This is a genomic window from Paenibacillus sp. FSL R5-0527, assembly GCF_038008055.1.
Lineage (GTDB): Bacteria > Bacillota > Bacilli > Paenibacillales > Paenibacillaceae > Fontibacillus > Fontibacillus macerans.
Window position 1 is genome coordinate 4,981,505 of sequence record NZ_JBBOYI010000001.1, and the last position, 18,570, is coordinate 5,000,074.

The 18,570-nt window shown below is 56.3% G+C and carries 13 protein-coding genes; 1 reads left to right on the forward strand and 12 read right to left on the reverse strand.

The window, feature by feature from the left end:
• Positions 1-100: 100 nt before the first annotated feature.
• Genes NYE69_RS21990 through NYE69_RS22000 form a run of 3 tightly spaced genes read right to left on the reverse strand, consistent with a single transcriptional unit; the run spans position 101 to position 4,538 of the window.
• Positions 101-1,081, reverse strand: a complete 981-nt coding sequence (locus tag NYE69_RS21990; protein WP_155620659.1) for a substrate-binding domain-containing protein — start codon at positions 1,079-1,081, stop codon at positions 101-103.
• Entirely contained in the window at positions 1,078-2,868 is a 1,791-nt protein-coding gene (locus NYE69_RS21995) for a sensor histidine kinase (RefSeq protein ID WP_155620658.1), read from the reverse strand. The genes NYE69_RS21990 and NYE69_RS21995 overlap by 4 nt, the downstream gene beginning before the upstream one ends.
• Positions 2,865-4,538, reverse strand: coding sequence for a response regulator (locus NYE69_RS22000; RefSeq protein WP_340927942.1), 1,674 nt, complete (start codon positions 4,536-4,538; stop codon positions 2,865-2,867). Before NYE69_RS22000 ends, NYE69_RS21995 begins: the two co-directional genes overlap by 4 nt.
• A 248-nt stretch (positions 4,539-4,786) precedes the next feature.
• Here NYE69_RS22000 and NYE69_RS22005 point away from each other — a divergent pair, with 248 nt between their 5' ends.
• Positions 4,787-5,377 carry a hypothetical protein gene (locus NYE69_RS22005; RefSeq protein WP_340927943.1) on the forward strand — a complete coding sequence of 197 codons (591 nt, stop codon included), beginning with the start codon at positions 4,787-4,789 and terminating at the stop codon, positions 5,375-5,377.
• A gap of 306 nt (positions 5,378-5,683) precedes the next feature.
• On the opposite strand, the gene NYE69_RS22010 is transcribed toward NYE69_RS22005, so the two are convergent.
• From NYE69_RS22010 to NYE69_RS22050, 9 genes are all read right to left on the reverse strand, one after another.
• Positions 5,684-6,388, reverse strand: a complete 705-nt coding sequence (locus tag NYE69_RS22010) for an ABC transporter ATP-binding protein (RefSeq protein WP_124332930.1) — start codon at positions 6,386-6,388, stop codon at positions 5,684-5,686.
• Entirely contained in the window at positions 6,385-7,185 is an 801-nt protein-coding gene (locus NYE69_RS22015; protein ID WP_340927944.1) for an ABC transporter ATP-binding protein, read from the reverse strand. The genes NYE69_RS22010 and NYE69_RS22015 overlap by 4 nt, the downstream gene beginning before the upstream one ends.
• Positions 7,182-8,468, reverse strand: coding sequence for a branched-chain amino acid ABC transporter permease (locus tag NYE69_RS22020; protein WP_445744846.1), 1,287 nt, complete (start codon positions 8,466-8,468; stop codon positions 7,182-7,184). The genes NYE69_RS22015 and NYE69_RS22020 overlap by 4 nt, the downstream gene beginning before the upstream one ends.
• A gap of 19 nt (positions 8,469-8,487) precedes the next feature.
• Positions 8,488-9,471 carry a branched-chain amino acid ABC transporter permease gene (locus NYE69_RS22025; RefSeq protein WP_340927946.1) on the reverse strand — a complete coding sequence of 328 codons (984 nt, stop codon included), beginning with the start codon at positions 9,469-9,471 and terminating at the stop codon, positions 8,488-8,490.
• 36 nt (positions 9,472-9,507) lie between these two features.
• Positions 9,508-10,755, reverse strand: coding sequence for a branched-chain amino acid ABC transporter substrate-binding protein (locus NYE69_RS22030; RefSeq protein WP_340927948.1), 1,248 nt, complete (start codon positions 10,753-10,755; stop codon positions 9,508-9,510).
• A gap of 747 nt (positions 10,756-11,502) precedes the next feature.
• Complete coding sequence (locus tag NYE69_RS22035) at positions 11,503-12,417, reverse strand: IS1595 family transposase (RefSeq protein ID WP_340927949.1); 915 nt, start codon at positions 12,415-12,417, stop codon at positions 11,503-11,505.
• A 411-nt stretch (positions 12,418-12,828) separates the two neighbouring features.
• Positions 12,829-13,284 (reverse strand): GNAT family N-acetyltransferase, encoded by a 456-nt coding sequence (locus tag NYE69_RS22040; RefSeq protein WP_036623741.1) that lies wholly within the window; start codon positions 13,282-13,284, stop codon positions 12,829-12,831.
• Positions 13,281-14,468 carry a formate-dependent phosphoribosylglycinamide formyltransferase gene (purT, locus tag NYE69_RS22045; RefSeq protein WP_340927950.1) on the reverse strand — a complete coding sequence of 396 codons (1,188 nt, stop codon included), beginning with the start codon at positions 14,466-14,468 and terminating at the stop codon, positions 13,281-13,283. The genes NYE69_RS22040 and purT overlap by 4 nt, the downstream gene beginning before the upstream one ends.
• 276 nt (positions 14,469-14,744) lie before the next feature.
• Positions 14,745-18,497: a dynamin family protein gene (locus NYE69_RS22050; protein WP_340927951.1), complete on the reverse strand. Its 3,753-nt coding sequence runs from the start codon at positions 18,495-18,497 to the stop codon at positions 14,745-14,747.
• Positions 18,498-18,570 lie beyond the last annotated feature (73 nt).

Below are 18,570 nucleotides of genomic sequence, written 5' to 3' on the forward strand. Positions count from 1 at the left end.
GGATATCCTCCTAGGGTTAATAGTTACGCAGGTAAAGCGCGGTTACCCAGTAATATGCCCCGAGTCCGCCGTTTCCCCTCATTAATATAGAAAAGAAACGTCACTTGACGAAGGGAAACAGCAGCTTTTGATTTTCCGGCCACAGCATATTGTCCAGATCGATCAGCTTGGTGTCGGTCGGCATTTTGTCTTCCAATTTCTCGCCGTGGGCCGCCTTCACCGCGGCGGTCACGGCCAAATAACCGTTGTTGAACGGATTTTGCACGACCATCGCCTGCACTTTTTCCTCCTGCAGCAGCTCCAGCATTTCCGGCGGATTGTCAAAGGCGATCATCTTTATATGACCGTTTCCCGATTCATCCACCGCTTTGCCCGCTCCGATCGAGGACTCCGCGCTTAGAGAGACGATGCCGTCCAGGCCGGGGAACCGTTTCAGCATATCCACCGTCAGGTTGTACGCCAGCGTTTCGTCCGAGCCGCAATACAGGGTATCGACGACCTTGACCCCGGGAAACCGGGCGACATAGTCGAGGAAGCCCTCCTCCCGCTGACCCGCGTTGCGGGCCCCTTTCACGAAATTGATGATCCCGATTTCACTGTCCGGACCGGTCAGCTCCACTAGGCGTTCCGCCGCCTTCTGGCCCGCTTCATAATTGTTGGTCCCGACGTACGTTTTCACTTTTGTGGACGCCACCTCCGAATCGATGGAGATGACCGGAATATTAAAATAAGATGTCCGGTCCGTCGCCTGTCCCAGCGCCTCATAGTCGGTGGCCGCCAGCACGATCGCGTCCGGCTTGCGCTTGATTGACTCCTCCATCAGCCGGATCTGGCCCTCCACGTCGTTTTCGTTATCCGGGGCAAGAAAATTCAGTTGGACATTATATTCTTTGGCTGCGACCTCCGCCCCCAGCTTCGTCGTATTCCAATAATCGCCGCGGTCCATTTTGACGATCATATCGACAACGACCGGTTTCCCGTTATCCGGGGGCAAATTCCCGGACCCGGCGCACGAAGACAACAAAACGGCCAGCGCAACCGCCAGCATTGCAAATACCGCTTTTGGCATAAGTCTGCTCATGATTCCACCCCGTCCTTTTGCGCATTCTCCGGCTTGACCGCCGGAATCGTAATCGTTGCCAACGTCCCTTCCTCCGGCTCGCTGTCGAACTTTAATCCGTAGCCTGGACCGTAATACAGCACAATCCGCTCCTGCACATTGCGCACGCCGACGCCCGAACCGGATTCGCTGCGCACCGCGCCTTTCATCAGCTTCGCCACCGTTTCCGGCGGCATGCCGACGCCGTTGTCGCGGATGCGGAATACCAGATGTTCCCCCTCCAAACGGGCCTCCACGCCGATGAAACCCGCTTCCGCCGATTTCTCGATGCCATGATGAATCGCATTTTCCACCAGAGGCTGCAGGATCAGCTTTAACGTCCGGCATTCGAGCGCCGCTTCATCGGCCACGATCTCGTACCTGAACTTGTTCTTGAAACGGATCGTCTGGATGATCAGGTAGTGCCGCACATGCTCCAGCTCTTCCTGGACGGAAATGACATGGCTGCCTTTGCTTAAACTGATGCGAAAAAAACGCGACAGCGAGGTGATCGTCGTCACGACTTCCTCGTTCCTTCCCAGCTCCGCCAGGCGCGTTGCCGAATTCAGCGTATTATAGAGGAAATGCGGATTGATTTGCGACTGCAGCACGTCAAGCTCGCTTTTCCGCTTCGCTTCCTGCTCCTGGATGATCTGGTCCATCAGCTCGCGGATCCGCCGCAGCATCAGGTTGAATCTCTTGGACAACTGCTCCACTTCATAAGCCCCGCTCACGTGGACAATCGTGCCGAAATCGCCGCGTTCAACCATCTGCACCGATCTTTCCAGCCTGCGGATCGGCTGTGAAATGCGGGCGGATACGTAGATGTTGATGGCGAGTATGATGATGATCACCGCGGGCAGGAACCAAGTCAAAAAGACGCCAAGCTCCCGCTTCGTCGTCAAAAACTCGTCCGCGTAAGCCACTCCGACGATTTTCCAGCCGGCCGGCTTCACCGTTTGAATCGTAATGATGCGCTGCTCCCCGTCGGATTCGTCGAAATACCGGCCGTAGGCGTAGTTAAGCACCGGCTCCAAATTCTCGTATTTCAATCCGGCATAGATGAGCTGCTGCTGAGGATGGTATACGATATTCCCGACCGCGTCGATGATGTAAGCGTAGCCTTTTTTGCCGAGGCTGACGCGCTGGCTGAGCTGGTCGATGGTGCGGAAATTGATGTCGATGACCAGCACGCCCTGTTTCAGCGAATTCCGGTCCCAGTATTGGACCGTTTTGCTCATCGACACGACCCAACGGTACTCCCATTTAAACAAGTTTTGAATATGGGGCGGCGTAAACTGCAGCTTGCCCGGGTTCTCCATCGCGGATTCGAACCACAGCTGCTCCTGAAGCCTCGTATTTTGACGCATCGGAATTTCCGGGACATTGCGCACCAGCTTGCCTTCCTCGGTAAACAGCGCGATCGACACCAGATCCTCCCGCGTATTCAGCACCGTACCAAGCTCGTTCCCGAGCCGCTCGTCCGAAGCAGCTTCGGGCGTTGAAGCGATTTTGTGCTCCGTAAGTTCGAATACATCCTGCATCCCGCTCACGTAGAGCTCCAAATTGGAGTTCACCTGCTCGACGATTTCCTCCAGGCTAAGCTCCACATTCTTTTCGGCGGCGCGGGTAAAACGGTTGTACAGCAAAGTGCTGACCAGCACGACCGTAAGCACCGTAACGATGATGGAGGAAAAGGAGATAAGCGTCTGAATATTCCGGATATGAAAACCCCGAAGCAGCTGTTTGGCCGATTTCCACAGCCTCATGGATTTCTCGCCCCGCCGCGGTATTCTTTGGGGGAGATGCCGAATTTTTTACGGAAGCAAAAGCTGAAATAGTTCGGATCGGAAAAACCGACCCGCTCGGCGATTTCAAACGCCTTCAAATCGGTGGCGGCGAGCAAACGCTGGGCGGCTTCCATCCGCACCCCCAGCAAATAGCTTACAAAGGTCGTTTTCGTTTCCTTTTTGAAAATATTGCTGAAATAACCGGCGCTGATATGCAAATGCCGGCATATTTTGGCGATCGAGAGATCGTGGTCCCCGTAATTGGCCAAAATGTATTCCTTCGCTTCCTCAACCAGCTTGTTATAGCTGGATTGACGGTCCGAAGCGATCGAATGCTTCAGCTTCATGCAAATGTCCAATAACCAGGCTTTCGCCTCGTCCGCGTGGGCAAACTTGGCAAATGTTCCGAGAAAACCGGGCCCCTCGCCAAACAGCTTGTCCAAATCCGCATGGCTGTCCTTGGCCACTTTGATGACCGCAGTCAACATTTCCAGCAGGTAAACCTGGAAGTCCTGATAGGATACTTTGTTGTCGGCCAATACGCCAAACATGTCCTCAAGGAGCCGCTCCAGCTCCTGATCGCTTCCCACTTTCAGGCAGCGGACCAGCTCCTTCTCTTTCAGTTCATCGACCGCCAGCGGCACGTACTCCCGGGACTCCACATCCTCAATCCAGATCACTTTGTTCCCGCCCAGGATCACCCGGTAATCAAGCGCCTTCAGCGCTTCCTCATAGGAGGTTACGGCATCGTTCAGCCGGGCGGCCGCCCGTCCGGCTCCGATCGTGACCGTCAGCTTCAGAAACCGCTCCACGCTGAAGCGGATTTCTTCCAGCAGCTGCAGCGTCCGGGTGGCCAGATCCTCGCTGCCCTCATGGCGCCGGATGCTCAGCAGCACCACCTCGTCATGGTGGATAAACGCTTTATCCGCCGGATGCCCTTTTACGATTTCATCGGCGATATTATAGACGGCGAACAACCGCAACTGGGTATCGTTCGTATCTTTTAAAGATATCGAACCGCTTGCCATGCGGGTTTCATCCCCGCCTCCGTTGCCTGCCGCTTCCTTCCTGCCCGGCGCGGCATCGATGCGAAGAACCGAAACCATGTATTCGCTGCCGTTTAAATCAAGCCCGTAATGCTGGCTTTTTTCCTGGATCTCCGTTTCCCTTAGCCGCCTGGATACGAGCGAGGACAGGAACAGGCTTTGGAGCACGGGGAGGTTTTTGCGGTAATGCTCGATCAGCAGCTGCACGTTTTCCTTTTCGGCGAGCTCTGCGTCGATCTGCTTCTTCACCTTGTGCAAAATATCCGCCAGCTCCGCCGCCGAAAACGGTTTCAAAACATACTCGTCGATGCCGAGCCGGATCGCTTTTTGCGCATATTCGAATTCCTCGTAACCGGTCAGGATAATGATCTTCGTCGACGGATAATGGCCGCGGATCCACTCGGCCAACTGCAGGCCGTTCATAAACGGCATTTGAATATCGGTAACGACTACATCAGGCACATGCTTCTCGACCATTTCCGCGGCTTCCTTGCCATTTTCGGCCGTGTCCGCCACCGCAAACCCGACGCTTTCCCAGTCAATCAACTGCAGCAGCCCTTCCCGCACATCCTCTTCGTCATCGGCCAAAATCAACTTGTACATCGGTGGACCATCCTCTTTCATTCTCTTTCATTCTCTTTCATCCTCTTCTTTATCCCTGGAATTCCCCCCGATTTTATCGTATCGCCCGCAAAAAGTAAATGACCGCTCCGGTAAACGCGGAAGGACGAGAAGCAAGACCTTAGTCTAGTTTTATTTCCGCCTCCGGTCTGTTTTTGTATTCCCGCAAACGAAGTACCATGATAATATCAAATGGAACTGCAATCAATTCAAATGTTGGTGGTTAAACAATGTCGAATGAAACGCAAATCTACATCTTATTAAGCAATCCGAAAACCTGGGTCGCCAAGATGATCGGCCTTTATACGAGAGCCCCGTTCAATCATGCTTCCATCGCTTTTGACCCCGAGCTCCGCGAAGTTTACAGCTTCGGGCGAAAGCACCCGCTCATTCCGATTTACGGCGGGTTCGTCAAGGAAGACATTCACGGCGGCGTATTCGCAAAAGCAACCTGCGCCTTGTACAGCTGCAAAGTCAGCAAGGAAACCTATATGCACATGCGAAACTACGTGAAAAAATTCGAAGAAAACGGCGAACATTATAACTATAATTTTCTCGGCCTTTTGGGCGTCATTCTCAACATGGAGCTAGGAGGGGAAAAATCCTATTTTTGCTCCCAGTTCGTCAGCGCCGTGTTTCAGGAAGCTGGCGTCAAGCTGCTCGACAAGTCCGCCGGGTTAACGACCCCGTCCGATCTGTCGACCTGCTCCTTCCTGAAGCTGGTGTTCCGCGGAAACCTGGAAACGTACCGCGAGCTGTACTGCTATTCCCGCAGAACCGCGGCTTCGCTGGAGCAGCATCAATTGTATGCCGCGAATTAATTCTGGCAAGCAAGCGAGCACATAAGGGAAAGAAATGGCGTTATTTCAGCCGTTTCCCCCATTTCGAGTGAAATAGGGGAAACTTATGTCGCTATTTTTTCAAATCGCAGGGGGATGGCCGCTTTTGGCACCATTCATTGGAAAATAAGGACATAAAATTCCGCAGTCCTTTGTTGATTTGCGGCACTTGGCACCATACGCAAGCTTTACGGCGAAACGGCCGTTTTTGCTTTCCTCGCCGGGAACCGCCGGGAAACGCTTGCCGCCCGAAAGCTTGCTGTGCAGCCGTACAGAATCGGCCGCATTTTAGGCCAGGTAAGCCTCCTTAACCTGCTCATTGGACAGCAGCCGCCCGGCTTCATCCTCCAGCAAAATTTCCCCGGTTTGCATCACGTAGCCGCGATGGGCGATCTGCAGCGCCTGAAAGGCGTTTTGCTCCACCAGCAGCACGGTCATCCCTTCCCGGTTCAACTCCTGAATGATTTCGAAGATCTGCTCCACAATGATCGGGGCCAGCCCCATCGACGGCTCATCGAGCAGCAAAATTTTCGGCTCCATCATCAGCGCCCTGCCGATGGCAAGCATTTGCTGTTCCCCGCCGCTCATCGTTCCGCCCATTTGCCCCAGGCGTTCCTTCAGCCGCGGAAAATAAGCAAACACCCGCTCCATCCGCTGTTTGACCGCCTTTTTATCGCCTACCGAAAAAGCCCCCAGTTCCAAATTTTCCTTCACCGTCAGACGCGGGAAAATGCGCCGCCCCTCCGGCACGTGCGCGATCCCTTTCAGGGCCGCCCGGTGCGGCGGCAGCGAAGACATCTCGCTCCCGGCAAAGCGGATTTCACCGACGGTGTTCACCTGCCCGCAGATCGCCTTCAGCGTCGTCGATTTACCGGCCCCGTTCGAGCCAATCAGCGAGACGATCTCCCCTTCCTCCACCTTAAGAGAGATGCCCTTCAACGCCTCGATGGCGCCGTAATAAGCGCGGACTTCGCCCAGCTCCAAGAGACTCATGAAATCACCTCAAACCTATGTGCTTCCGGAGCAACCGCGCTTTTTCCCAAATACGCTTCAATCACTTTCGGATGGCTGCGGATCGCCTCGGGGCCGCCTTCGGCAATCTTCATCCCGTAGTCCAGCACCAAAATATGCTCGGACAACTCCATCACCAGCTTCATATCGTGTTCGATCAAAATAATCGTCATCCCGGTATTCTCCTGGATCTGCCGGATCAGCCCGATCAGCTCCGCCGTTTCCCGCGGGTTCATGCCCGCCGCCGGTTCGTCCAGCAGCAGCACCTTCGGCTTTGCCGCCAGCGCCCGGGCGATTTCCAGCCGTCTTTGCGCCCCGTAAGGCAAGCTTCCCGCCTGCTCGTTCAGCAGCTCCGCCAGGCCGACAAATTCGAGCAGCCGGTAAGCCTCAAGCTGAGCCTGCTCCTCTTCCTGACGGAATTTCGGCAAGGAAAGCAAAGTCCCGAGCAACCCCGCTTTCAAATGAATATGCCTGCCGACCAACACGTTTTCGAGTACGGTCATGCTGCCGAACAGGCGGATATTTTGAAACGTCCGGGCGATTCCTTGGCTCGCCACTTGATGCGGTTTGACGCCTACGATTGATTTCCCTTCCAATTCAATTACGCCTTCGTCCGGCGCATAGATGCCCGTAATCATATTGAAAAAAGTCGTTTTTCCGGCCCCGTTCGGCCCGATTACGGCGGATATTTTGCCGCGGGGGAACGAAAAATCGACGCCGTCCACCGCCGTCAGTCCGCCGAAGCGTTTCACGAGACCCTTCACCTTCAAAACGGTCATTTGCCGACACCTCCGCTCTGTTGTTTGCCCTGCTGTCGGAACGAAAGCACAGGGGAAGAACGCTGGCCCCTAAGCCGCTCGCCGTCCACCTTGCGATTTTTGGCCGAAATCAAGCCGTTAGGCCTAAATATCGCGATAAGCACGAGAATCGCCCCAAAAATAAGCCGCTGCATTTTCGACGGGGAAATCGAGCTCGGGATGTTGAGCACCCCTTGCAGCGTTAGCTGGTTCAGCCAATTGGTCAGCTCCGTCAGCACCTGCAAATTGAGGATCGTTACCAGCGCCGCGCCGAGGATAACCCCCGGCACGCTGCCCATGCCGCCCAGCAGCACCATCACCAAAATCGTGATCGATTCCAGCAGCGTAAAGCTGGTCGGGTCGATGAACGTTTGCTTGGCGGCGAACACAACGCCCATCATCCCGGAAAACGAGGCGCCGATGGCAAAGGCGGTCAGCTTGGTCCGGATCAGCGGCACGCCCATCGACTGGGCGGCGATTTCGTTCTCCCGGATCGCCTTCCAAGCCCGCCCGAGCCGGGAATGCTCCAGTCTTTTTACGTTGAAGATGACGAGCGCCAAAATGAACACCACGATAAAATAATACTGGTTCGGAAATGCAAACTTGTAGCCGAACAAGCTGGGCGCCTGAATCGAAGACAACCCCATCGCCCCGTTCGTAATGTTCACCGGCCTATCCAAATTGTTGAAAATGATCCGGATGATTTCGCCGAAGCCCAGCGTGACGATCGCCAAGTAATCGCCTTTGACGCGCAGCACCGGGAGGCCCAGCAGCAAGCCGAACAACGCGGCCATAAACCCGCCGATTGCGATGAAGATCCAGAAAGCTCCGCCGGACAGCGGAAACAGCCCCCCGGCAATAAATTCATTCGCCTGCGGCGTCGCAAAAATCGCGTAGGTGTAAGCCCCGACGGCGAAAAAGGCGACAAATCCCAGATCGAGCAGACCGGCGAATCCGACCACGATATTCAGGCCAAGCGCCATCGCGATGTAAATGCCGCATTGCGTCGCTACCTCCATGTAGGATTGGTGCGAAGGCCCGCCCGAAGTGGCGAACGGAATGACCAGCAGCACCAAAACCGCTCCAATCGCCCATTTGACGGAGACCGGAAACGTAGTGTAATAAAGCAGCAGCAAGGAACCCAGGAGCAGCAAAAACGCAACCACGGATTTATCCGAAAAATAGACGCTCGCGGCCGTAACGATCACGAACAATGAAAAAAGCGCGGCTTGCGCGGCTTTGCTGCGTCCCAGCCATACACTCAGTCGGTTCACGAAGCTTCACCTACACTTTCTCTTTGAGGGCCCTGCCGAACAGCCCCTCAGGCTTGAATATCAACACCGCGATCAAAATCAGAAAAGCGACGACATCCTTGTATTCCCCGCCCAGCGTTCCGCCGGTAATCACCGACAGGTTGGCCGAGGAGAACATTTCCAGCACGCCGATAAACAAACCGCCGAACATCGCGCCCCGGATATTTCCGATTCCGCCCAGCACCGCCGCGGTGAACGCCTTCATGCCCAAAATAAAACCGATATACGGGTCGATCGTTCCGTATTGCTGCGCGAACAGCACGCCGGTTCCGCCGCCCAGCGCGGAGCCGATAAAAAACGTCAAGGCGATCACCTTGTTGACATTGATCGACATCAGCGCCGCCGTCTCCCGATCCTGGGCCACGGCGCGCATCGCTTTGCCCCACTTGGTCCGGCTGACCAACAGATCGAGCCCGATCATCAAAACGACGGCGACGGCCACGACGATAATCGTGTTTGTTTTCAGAAAAGCGTCGTTAAACCCGCCCCACAGCGACGATGCCCCTAGCTTGAGGTTATCGCCGTAAAGCGAAATGCCGGTAACGACGAAATTTCCCGTGCGCACATCGGCGATAAACCGCACGATATCCTGAAGCAGAAAGGAGACGCCGATCGCGGAGATCAGGGAGATCAATTTGGGAGCATTGCGGAGCGGCCGGTAGGCCACCCGCTCGATCCCGATTCCCATCACCCCCGTGAACACCATCGCCGTAGCGAGGATCAAAAAGTAAGCCAATCCGGCCGGCAGACCGCCGAGCCAGCCGGCGGAGCTCATCCCAAGCAGCGCCGCCGTTCCTACAAAAGCGCCGGTCATAAATATTTCGCCATGGGCAAAATTAATGAATTCAAGAATGCCGTAAACCATCGTATACCCGATCGCCACCACGGCGTAAACCGCGCCCAAAGTAAGGCCGTCCACCAATACCTGGGGAAGAGTTTGCAGGATCGTATCCATTATGGCCTAACCCCTTTTTTAGAAGTGTGTACGAGCTTATTTGGGCTGTTCAATTTCCGAAACCATCGCGCCCGGGTAAGCTTGGTTTTCAAACTTGTAGATAAACACCTTCGCGTATTTGTTGTCCCCTATATCGTCAAAGCTGACTTTGGTGGCCACCCCATCGAAATCGGTGGTCGCCCGCACGGCGTCGCGCACCTGTTCACGCGCCGGCAGCTTGCCGCCGTTAGCTTCAATCGCCTTTTTCACCCCGTTCAAAATAACGTTCATCGCGTCGTAGGAATATGCCGAATAGTTTTCGACCGCTTTGCCGAATTTCTCCTTATATTTATCCGCCCATTCCTGATTTGATTTGGTGATGTCGGTCGATACGGAGCTGTAGGCCACCTCCGTCAATTTATCCCCGGCAATGTCGACCATCCCCGAGGAATCGAGCGCGTCCCCGCCCATGATCGGAACGGTAATGCCCTTCTCCCGCGCCTGCTTCACAATAAGTCCGGCTTCCGCATACATCCCGCCGAAGAAGATGAAGTCCGGCTTTTTGCTGAGCACCTGGTTCAGAACGCCGTTGAAGTCTTTTTCGCCGACCGTGATTCCTTCGTAACCCGCGATCATGGCCCCAAGCTCCTCGGCCGCGGTTTTGAAGGCGTCTGCCAACCCCTGGCCGTAAGCCGTTTTGTCCTGAATGACAAAGATGTTTTTGGCCCCTACCGTTTTGACGGCATATTCGGCGCCGGCCGGCCCTTGGAAATCGTCGCGGGCGACGACCCGGTTCACCACCTTCAGCTTGCGATCGGTAAATTCCGTCGCCGTGCTGGCCGGAGATACCATCGGAATGCTGTATTTCTCATAAACGACCGAGCTCGGAATGGATACGCCGGAGTTCAAGTGCCCCAGCACCGCCATGACCGCCTGATCGGCGCCGATCAGTTCGGCGTTGGCCACACCTTTTTTCTGATCGCCTTGATCGTCGAATGGAACATACTGCAGGTCGAAGCCGAGTTCCTTGAATTCCGCTTGCCGTTCCTCCAGCGCCATTTGGCCCCCGAGCTTGATCGATTCCCCCTGGATCGCCGAACCGCCGGATAATGGCGACTGGGAAGCGATCTTGATGACGGTCAAAGCGCCGCCGGACGAACCTCTGGCCGCCCCGCTTCCCTTGCCGCCTTCGGTTCCGTTGCCGCCGCCGCTCGCGTTTCCTCCCCCGTTGGAACCACACGCCGAAAGCAAACCAATGATGAGAAAAGAAACCAAGAAAAACGCTAAAGCTTTTTTTACCTTCATCCTTTAACCCTCCCAGAAATTGTATGCGTGCAGGCAACCGGCTTTAAAACCGCTTCGGTGGCCTACACAATGGTTTGCGTTTCTCACTGACCGCCTTTTATTATGTCATGTTAATGTAAGTTATTTTTACGCAAATCAGTATAAAAACCTCTACAACTCCATATTTACACGAGAAAGGCGATTTTTGTCAACTGTTTATTTCATATATGTAAGCTATTTGAACAATATATGATATATATTATAACTTTTAAAAACGAATGCGATTTAAGTAGAAGCAGATTGAGGGGCATGGGGGTAGGGAAAAAGCATGCGGACTGTGTCGTAAAGTTAGTTGAGCACCAGCATACTATGAGAGGTGCAGAATTCTACGAAATGCAAAAGTGACTCAAAACCTAATAATCAGCGCTTGACAGTCAAGCCGGCCGGCAACCGATCGTGGCAAGAAGTTCCGGAAAGGCGTTGAAAGCGTGAAGACAGGGAAGGCCAGTGGGTTGGTCGGCAGATCAACATCCGCTATCCGGACGCTTTGCACGATTATCCCGTTTGGTCAGGTAGCAGAGAAGAAGATAAATTCAGAAGAAGGAGATATATTGGAAAAAGGATATTTTCGGGATAGATAGATTTGTTTTCATGAAACAAACATGTTCTAGATCATTTAGATAGTTTTGGGAAAAAGAGGTTTAGGAGAAGTGAAGCAGACCTGACGAGAGATCGGACAAGACACCGGGAAAAATAAAAAGACCGTAATCAGGCTGCGGCCGCAAGGGGTTGGTTTGGTTGGCGTGCGATCAGCCGGCGGTAAGGGATCGCCGGAATCGCCATACACATGTGCAGCAACTGCTGCCGCATCGTTTCTTCCGCTCCGGGCAGTCCTCCGGACAGGCGCAGCCGGCGGCGTCCGGTGTATTCGTTCAGGTACGCCTGCAGATGCTTTGGTCCCAAGGCTATATATGTACTCTTCAGCGATTCCCACGCCTCTCTCACCACTCTCCGCAAGGGCGCATACAGCCGAAAGGCTTGAAGGAACGACTGCACCGCCGATGTACGGACATCCACATGCCCGCTAATAAACGTGGTTAGATCGTGACGGTTTGCCCTCTTTTCGCCTCCCCGCTTATGCGGCACCAGGCGGATTTTGACCTGCTCCGGCTCGCCCGAGTCCGTGACCGTGCAGCCGGCTACGACCACCGAGGCGTACGGATGCGAAAGCTGACACCGGGTCGGATTACGCCCATACTGATCGCTGTTCACCTTCACGTCTCCGGAGAGCAGCTCCCAGGCATCGAACTCCCCCACGGCATGGCGTATTTTGTGCAGCAGTGCCCAGGCGGTTTTGTAGGTGACCCGGATCACCTGGCGCAGCCGCAGCGCCGAGATGCCGCCTTCAAGCAGGAACAACTCCAGTGCCTGAAACCACTTCACTAGGGGGAGATGCGTTCCTTCAAAAATCGTGCCGACCAAAGGCGATGTTTGATGCTTGCACTTTCCGCACTCGAACAAAGGGATATGCCGGGAAGTCAAACGGCTGCACCGGGTGTAAGCGCAGCGCGGGCAGACGAAGCCGTTTGGCCACTTCATCGTGATTAGCGCCTCCATGCAGTCTTGCTCGCTGTTATAACGGCTGCTGAATGGCTGAAGTTCCGTTCCCGTATTGGCTTCCATATCGCTTACCTCCCGAATCAAGAATACCGAACATAAGTTCTAATTATTTCATTATACCAAACATGCGTTCCCTTATCAAGACGAAAATTTCATCTGATCCGCCTCATTTTTTTATCTCTTTTTCTTTATCCCGTACACTAGCCCCCCTGAACGAAAGGGATAATCGTGCAAAGGCAAGCAGAAAGCAGGGACACCAAGACACGAAAGCTATAGAACCAAAGCCATAATTTTCGTCAAGCACTGATCACGGTTTCGAGCCGTCTTTTTATCGAATGGACCTTTATAAGATGCACTTTTACAGCTGTTCTCCAAGCACTCCAAGGCTCAGAACACAAAAAAGCCCCCTTCCCAAAAACAAGAGGGGAGCCGATATAAAATTAAGACTATCAGGTTCAATTACAATCCGTTCGCTTACAGCAGCGACTTGCTTAAACGATAACCCAAGCTCGTGAAGCCGAGGTGCTCGTAAAACGATTTGGCGGACATGTAATTCTCGCGTGCCGTGGACACGATCAGCTCCGAGCTGCTGCGTTGGCGTCCCCAACTCTCCGCTTCTTCGATCAGGCGTTTCCCGAAACCGTTGCCCCGATGCTTCTCATCAACGATCAGAGCCGTAATCTGCGTCACCGGTCTACTCATATCATGGGTTTGATACTGCTTCAGAAAAGCCGTTCCGACAATAACCCCGTCCAATTCCGCCACCAGACTGCTGAACAACGGATGGTCTTCCAGCATGGATAGACGTTCCTTCAGCACGCTGGGCGTTGTCGGGTAACGAAGCTGGCGCATTAACGGAAGCATGTGTTGACAGTCGTCACAACATCCTTTACGAATGACCAAAGCCGGAGAAAGCACCTGAATACTCAATTGGACCATACCACCTTTAATAGATTTGCCGCTTCCTTCGCGCGGCTGCGAGCTGTTTCCACATCTTCTGCGGCACTCAGTGCAACTGCCATTCGTCTGCCCGGTTTGCATAACGGTTTTCCGAATATGCGCACCTGCGTCCGCGGCAGGCTTAACGCCTCGCCGATTCCCGCGATCCTGAAGTCTTCTCCCTCCCGGCCCTCTCCGCCTTTGAGCGTCGCCGACGCACCTGGCGTCAACAGCTCTACAGAAGGAACCGGGAAACCCAAAATCGCGCGAACATGCAGCGCAAACTCCGACAAATCCTGGGTCACCATCGTGACCATTCCCGTATCATGGGGTCTTGGGGAAACTTCGCTGAACACGACGCCGTCCGGCGTGATAAACAACTCAACCCCAAACAGGCCGTATCCGCCCAGCGCGTCCGTGATTTTGCGGGCGATGTCCTGCGCCTCGCGCAGCTCTTCCTCGCTCATAAAGTGAGGCTGCCATGACTCCACATAATCACCGTCCCGCTGAATGTGCCCCACCGGCGGACAAAACACGGTTCCGGAAACCGAACGGACCGTCAGCATCGTGATCTCGCTCGTAAACGGCACAAACGATTCCGCGATGACCCTCGTGTTTTGGGCGCGCCCGCCTTCCATCGCCATCCGCCAGCACGCTTGCACGTCTTCCCGGCTGCGGCACACGCTTTGCCCTTTGCCGGAAGAGCTCATGAGCGGCTTAACCACGCAAGGCAGTCCAAGTTCGGCAACCGCCGTTTCCAGCTCCTCCAAACTATTCGCAAAACGGTAATCCGCGGTCGGCAAGCCCAGCTTCTCCGCTGCCAGGCGCCGAATTCCTTCGCGATCCATCGTCAGCCTCGCCGCCGTGGCCGTCGGAATCACTGTAAAGCCCTCGCTTTCAAGTTCGACCAGCACTTGAGTGGAAATCGCTTCCACCTCCGGGATGATCAGATCCGGCTTCACTTGCAGAATTAGCGATCTTAAAGCCTCCGGATCCAGCATATCGATGACATGGGCTTCATGGGCAACTCCCATGGCCGGCGCATGCTCGTACCGATCGACGGCAATCGTGCGAACGCCCAGGCGCTGCGCTTCGATCACGACCTCTTTGCCGAGCTCGCCGCTACCGAGCAGCATGATCGTTTTAGGGCTTCTTGATGCAGGGTTCCCCCACATGATACGATAAATCCCCCTTAACGCTGAGTTAACAACCATTTAACACTCTACTCTTATTTTCAGGTTTTATGGCCAAGATTGCAATACTTCTAATTAAAATTCGGGATAATTTTCGATAAAAAGTTACAAATCGCGAAACTAGGTTTCCACCATAACGTAATAGACCCTTTTTTAGCCATCCATTACCGGTGTGTTCCAGGTTCCTTGATTTTCCCAAATAGCCCAATACGACGGTGTTGTCGCAGCTTTCTGGGATATAGGTTCGGAGAACCGATTCTAACGGACATCCGTTTCCTCGCGATATCGGCCCAATTGGGCCTCCGCTTTTTGCCAATGCGCCAGCTCTTCCTCGGTAACCTTCAAGCTCTTCAAACTGTCTTCCCATTCCTGCCAAAGACCCGTGAAATATCCGGCGATTTGCTGCTTGCGCTTCTCGATTTCTCCGGCATAATGGTTGCGGAAAACGCCCTGCATGCGGTGCACAAGCTCCTGAAGCCGCTCCGTAAGCGGGCCCTCCAGCTTGGAGCGCAGCTGCATTTTTCCCTGTCCCTCAAAAAAAGCTTTCGGATTTTTGAAATACGGCCAATAGTCTTCCGGCGGAAAATAAGCGCTGTCCAGCAGGCCTTCCGGAATTTCCGGAGTGCTCCATTCCCCGGATGAAGCCGGCGCTTCAAGCGGCATATCGAACCGTTCCCCGTTCCCGCGGCACCATTTCTCCGCTTCCCTCGCCAGCAGCCCTTCCGCCTTCCGCTCCAGGCGCAGCGTCGTCGCCAGCAGCTCGCGCTCCAACTCGCCGGAGATTTGACTAACCCAGCCGCGCATGGCAATCGCGAAATTCCGCTTCAATGGACCCGCGCCGTCCTGAAGCAGCGACGGGTGAAAATATTCCGCATACGCATCAAGTGCCTGCAGCCTTAACCGCTGTACGACGTGGAACAGCAGCTCTTCGTTCTCCTGATTCCATTCCCGGCTAATCTCGGCAGCCATAAATTCCTTGACCGCGGCTTCGAAAGCGGCGCGGCTGCCCGTCAGCGCGGCCAGCTTCCGTTCCGCCTGCTCCGCGTCGCTATCGGCCGCCGCGATCCATTTGGCCAGCCGCTCCTTCGTTTGCTCCAGCAGCGCGGAGGCGGACGCCGCGGCAAGGCTGCCCAAATCAACCTCCAGGAACTCGGCGAACTGCCGCCGGAACCGGGCAAAGCCGGGATCTTCGGTTGCTCCGCCTTGTTCCGCCCGCAGCGCCTGCAGGCTGGACAGCGCAAACAAGTTCGGTTCCCGGATGCCCGCTGTCTGCAGCCCGTCCCTTACGTACTCGACCACCGCCGCGAGTTCTTCGTCCGACGCCGCAAGGTCCGCCGCGTTGACGACAAAAAACATTTTGTCGAGCGCAAAGCTCCCCTTCATGCGGCCAAGCTGGCTGAGCAGCTGTTTGTCGGCCCGGGAAAAAGCGTGGTTGTAATAAGTGACGAAAATAATCGCGTCGGAATTTTTCATATATTGAAATGTAACGCCCGTATGCCGCGCATGGATCGAATCCGCGCCTGGCGTGTCCACCAGTACGATCCCCTGCTCGGTCAAAGGACAGGCGTAATAAAAATCGATATCGGCCACAAAGCAGGCTTTCTCTTCTTCCGCCGCGAATCTTCCGAACTCGGCGGCGTCCGCGACGATGCTTTGGCCAAGCACGGACTCGGCGGCTTCCCAACCGGCCGCGGCCGCTTTCAGGAAGCTGAAATGCGCTCTTCCGGCAGCCGGGATCTCGGCAGCTTCGAGGCGTCTGACCGTTTCCAGCCAGCCTTTCTCCTGCCAAGCGCCAAGCCCCAGCGCCCCGAAGGAATACGCCAAGTCCTCGACCATCGCTTCACGGCTTTTGAAGCGGATGCGGGCCGTGTTATGGCGCTGCCCTTCTCCTGGCGCCATAACACGGATGATCGCCGCGGTCGTCGGATGCGGCGACACGGGCAGCACGGCTTCGCCCAGCAGAGCGCTGGCGAAGGAAGATTTACCGGCGCTAAAGGCCCCGAACAGCGCCACGGTAAACGTGCCGCTGCGCAGCTCGGCGGCGCGCCGGGTCAGCTCCCGCACCCCCGTCCCGAAGGCGGGGTGGGGAGCCAGCAGCTCCGCCGCGGCCGCAAGGCGCGCGGCGGCCTGCAGCGCGCGCCCGCGGGCCTGCGGCGGGCGCGGCTGCGTCTTGGCCGCCGGGGCCTCGCCCCCGGCGGCCCCCGCCTGCGGCGGCGGCCCGGCGGGCGCCGCAGGCGCTGCCGAAGGCGCCGCTGCCGGCGCGGGCGTAGGCGCAGCCGCCGCCACAGCCGCAGGCGCCGTTACCGGCGCGGGCGCAGCCGCGCTGGCGCCGGGCATGGCCGCGCCGCCGGCCGGGCGCGGCGCGGGTTCATGCACCTCCGGCAGCAGCCCGGAGGTGAGCGGCACGGGCGCGCCGAGCAGCGCGCCCAGGCGCGCTTCGCGCGCGGCCCGCGCGGCGGCGAGCTGCGCCAGCGCGCGGGCGGCCGGCAGGCGCGCCGCGAGCTCGGCGCGCCGGGCCGCAGCCGCGGCCGCTTCCGCCGCGCCGAGCGGCGACGGCGCCGCCAGCAGCGCGTCCAGCAGCGCCGCGGCCGCGCGCTTGTAGCGCCCGGCGACGCCCGCCGCCACAGCCGCGGCGTAGTGCAGCGTCGACTCGCCGGACAACATCGCCCCGCCGGGCAAAGCCTCGCTGATCCAAGCCTCTTCCGGCTGCGGCAGGATCGCGTCGAGCCGCTCCTCCCAGGATTCATCCCACAGCCGCAAATGTTGGCCGACCGCCCGAAGCTCCTGGCGGACATGCCAGCCGAGCTGCGCTTCCGTCTGCTCGCCCAAGCCGCTCAGAAAATCGCCCAAGCGTTTGGCTTTTTCCGCTTCCGTTTTTCCGCCTCCGCCAAACCATCCCTTCACCTTGAAGCCCGGCGCCCGGCTTTCGAGGAATAACCCGGCCCGCTCACGCAGCGCCGGCGTCATCAACTGGGCGGAATCGATTGCTTTGCCGATCCGGTTCATCCATTCCTGCCTGCGCTCCTGCCGGACGGACTCGCCGCCGGAAGCTTCGGCCCGCTCCAGCCGGGCCAGTTCCTCCTCCATGCTTGACACGTCGGTTTCTCCGCCCGCCTGCTCCAGCAGCGCCTCCCGCTGCGGCCGCTCCTTTTCCGCCAGCCGCGCCAGATGGTCCTTCACCGTTTGCGCCGCCGACATGTAGGCCCCGTAATCCAACAGCCCGGACCCCCGCGCCAAAATTTCCTTCATCGTCCGCTTCAGCGCCGGCAGCATATTGCCTTGATGATCTTCCCGCTTCAATGAAATATAAAAAATGCCCTGCATCCCGATGTTCCACACTTTAAAAGCCTGGTTCACCGATTCCCGGTACCGGGCAAAGGGCAGCTCTTCCTCCCGGTGCTTGTCGATCTGGTTTACGACCATATAAACCGGCTTGCCGTAATCGCTTAACGTTTTGGCAAAGCTTAGGTTTGTTTCCGACGATACGTGGTTGTAGTCCATTACATAAAAAACGACGTCCGCCAAATGCAAGGCGGAGTGCGTGGCTAGCTCATGGCCGGCGTCGTTCGAATCGACGCCCGGCGTATCGAGCAGCGCTCCGCCTTGATCCAGCAGCTCAATCTCATCCCACAGCTCCACGCGCGTATAATCTTTGCCGTTGCGGGCATAGTCGGCGATATGCTCTACAGGCATCTCCACCGGCGGCTGGTCCGGATCGGACGAGCTTAATACCGCGCGCGGCTCCCCGCTGCGAATAAAAACGACATTCGCACTGGTCGGCAAAGGGCTGGCGGGCATCACCGGTTTGCCGCACAAACTGTTGATTAGGCTCGATTTTCCCGCCGAAAAATGGCCGCAAAAAGCGATCGTCAGCTCTTTCCGCTCCAGTTTGTCCTGAATCTCCCGCAATTCATCGGCCGCCCGGTCGTCCCCGCCTTCGCTCAGCGCGCCGCTCAGTTCCTTCAGTTTGTTCTGCATATCGTAATCGGTTGGTGCCGTAATCGGTTTCATAAAACAATCTCCGCCTTCCGCTCTGCGAAATCTAGTTTCATTTTGGAATATCAACATTTTAACATTTCATCGC

What these genes read in the sequence shown, in the direction of transcription:
- NYE69_RS22025 (WP_340927946.1), bottom strand. Translation starts at nt 9,471, where the DNA reads ATGGATACGATCCTGCAAACTCTTCCCCAGGTATTGGTGGACGGCCTT.
- NYE69_RS22050 (WP_340927951.1), bottom strand. Translation starts at nt 18,497, where the DNA reads ATGAAACCGATTACGGCACCAACCGATTACGATATGCAGAACAAACTG.
- NYE69_RS22015 (WP_340927944.1), bottom strand. Translation starts at nt 7,185, where the DNA reads ATGACCGTTTTGAAGGTGAAGGGTCTCGTGAAACGCTTCGGCGGACTG.
- NYE69_RS22010 (WP_124332930.1), bottom strand. Translation starts at nt 6,388, where the DNA reads ATGAGTCTCTTGGAGCTGGGCGAAGTCCGCGCTTATTACGGCGCCATC.
- NYE69_RS22030 (WP_340927948.1), bottom strand. Translation starts at nt 10,755, where the DNA reads ATGAAGGTAAAAAAAGCTTTAGCGTTTTTCTTGGTTTCTTTTCTCATC.
- NYE69_RS21995 (WP_155620658.1), bottom strand. Translation starts at nt 2,868, where the DNA reads ATGAGGCTGTGGAAATCGGCCAAACAGCTGCTTCGGGGTTTTCATATC.
- NYE69_RS22035 (WP_340927949.1), bottom strand. Translation starts at nt 12,417, where the DNA reads ATGGAAGCCAATACGGGAACGGAACTTCAGCCATTCAGCAGCCGTTAT.
- NYE69_RS22005 (WP_340927943.1), top strand. Translation starts at nt 4,787, where the DNA reads ATGTCGAATGAAACGCAAATCTACATCTTATTAAGCAATCCGAAAACC.
- purT (WP_340927950.1), bottom strand. Translation starts at nt 14,468, where the DNA reads ATGTGGGGGAACCCTGCATCAAGAAGCCCTAAAACGATCATGCTGCTC.
- NYE69_RS21990 (WP_155620659.1), bottom strand. Translation starts at nt 1,081, where the DNA reads ATGAGCAGACTTATGCCAAAAGCGGTATTTGCAATGCTGGCGGTTGCG.
- NYE69_RS22000 (WP_340927942.1), bottom strand. Translation starts at nt 4,538, where the DNA reads ATGTACAAGTTGATTTTGGCCGATGACGAAGAGGATGTGCGGGAAGGG.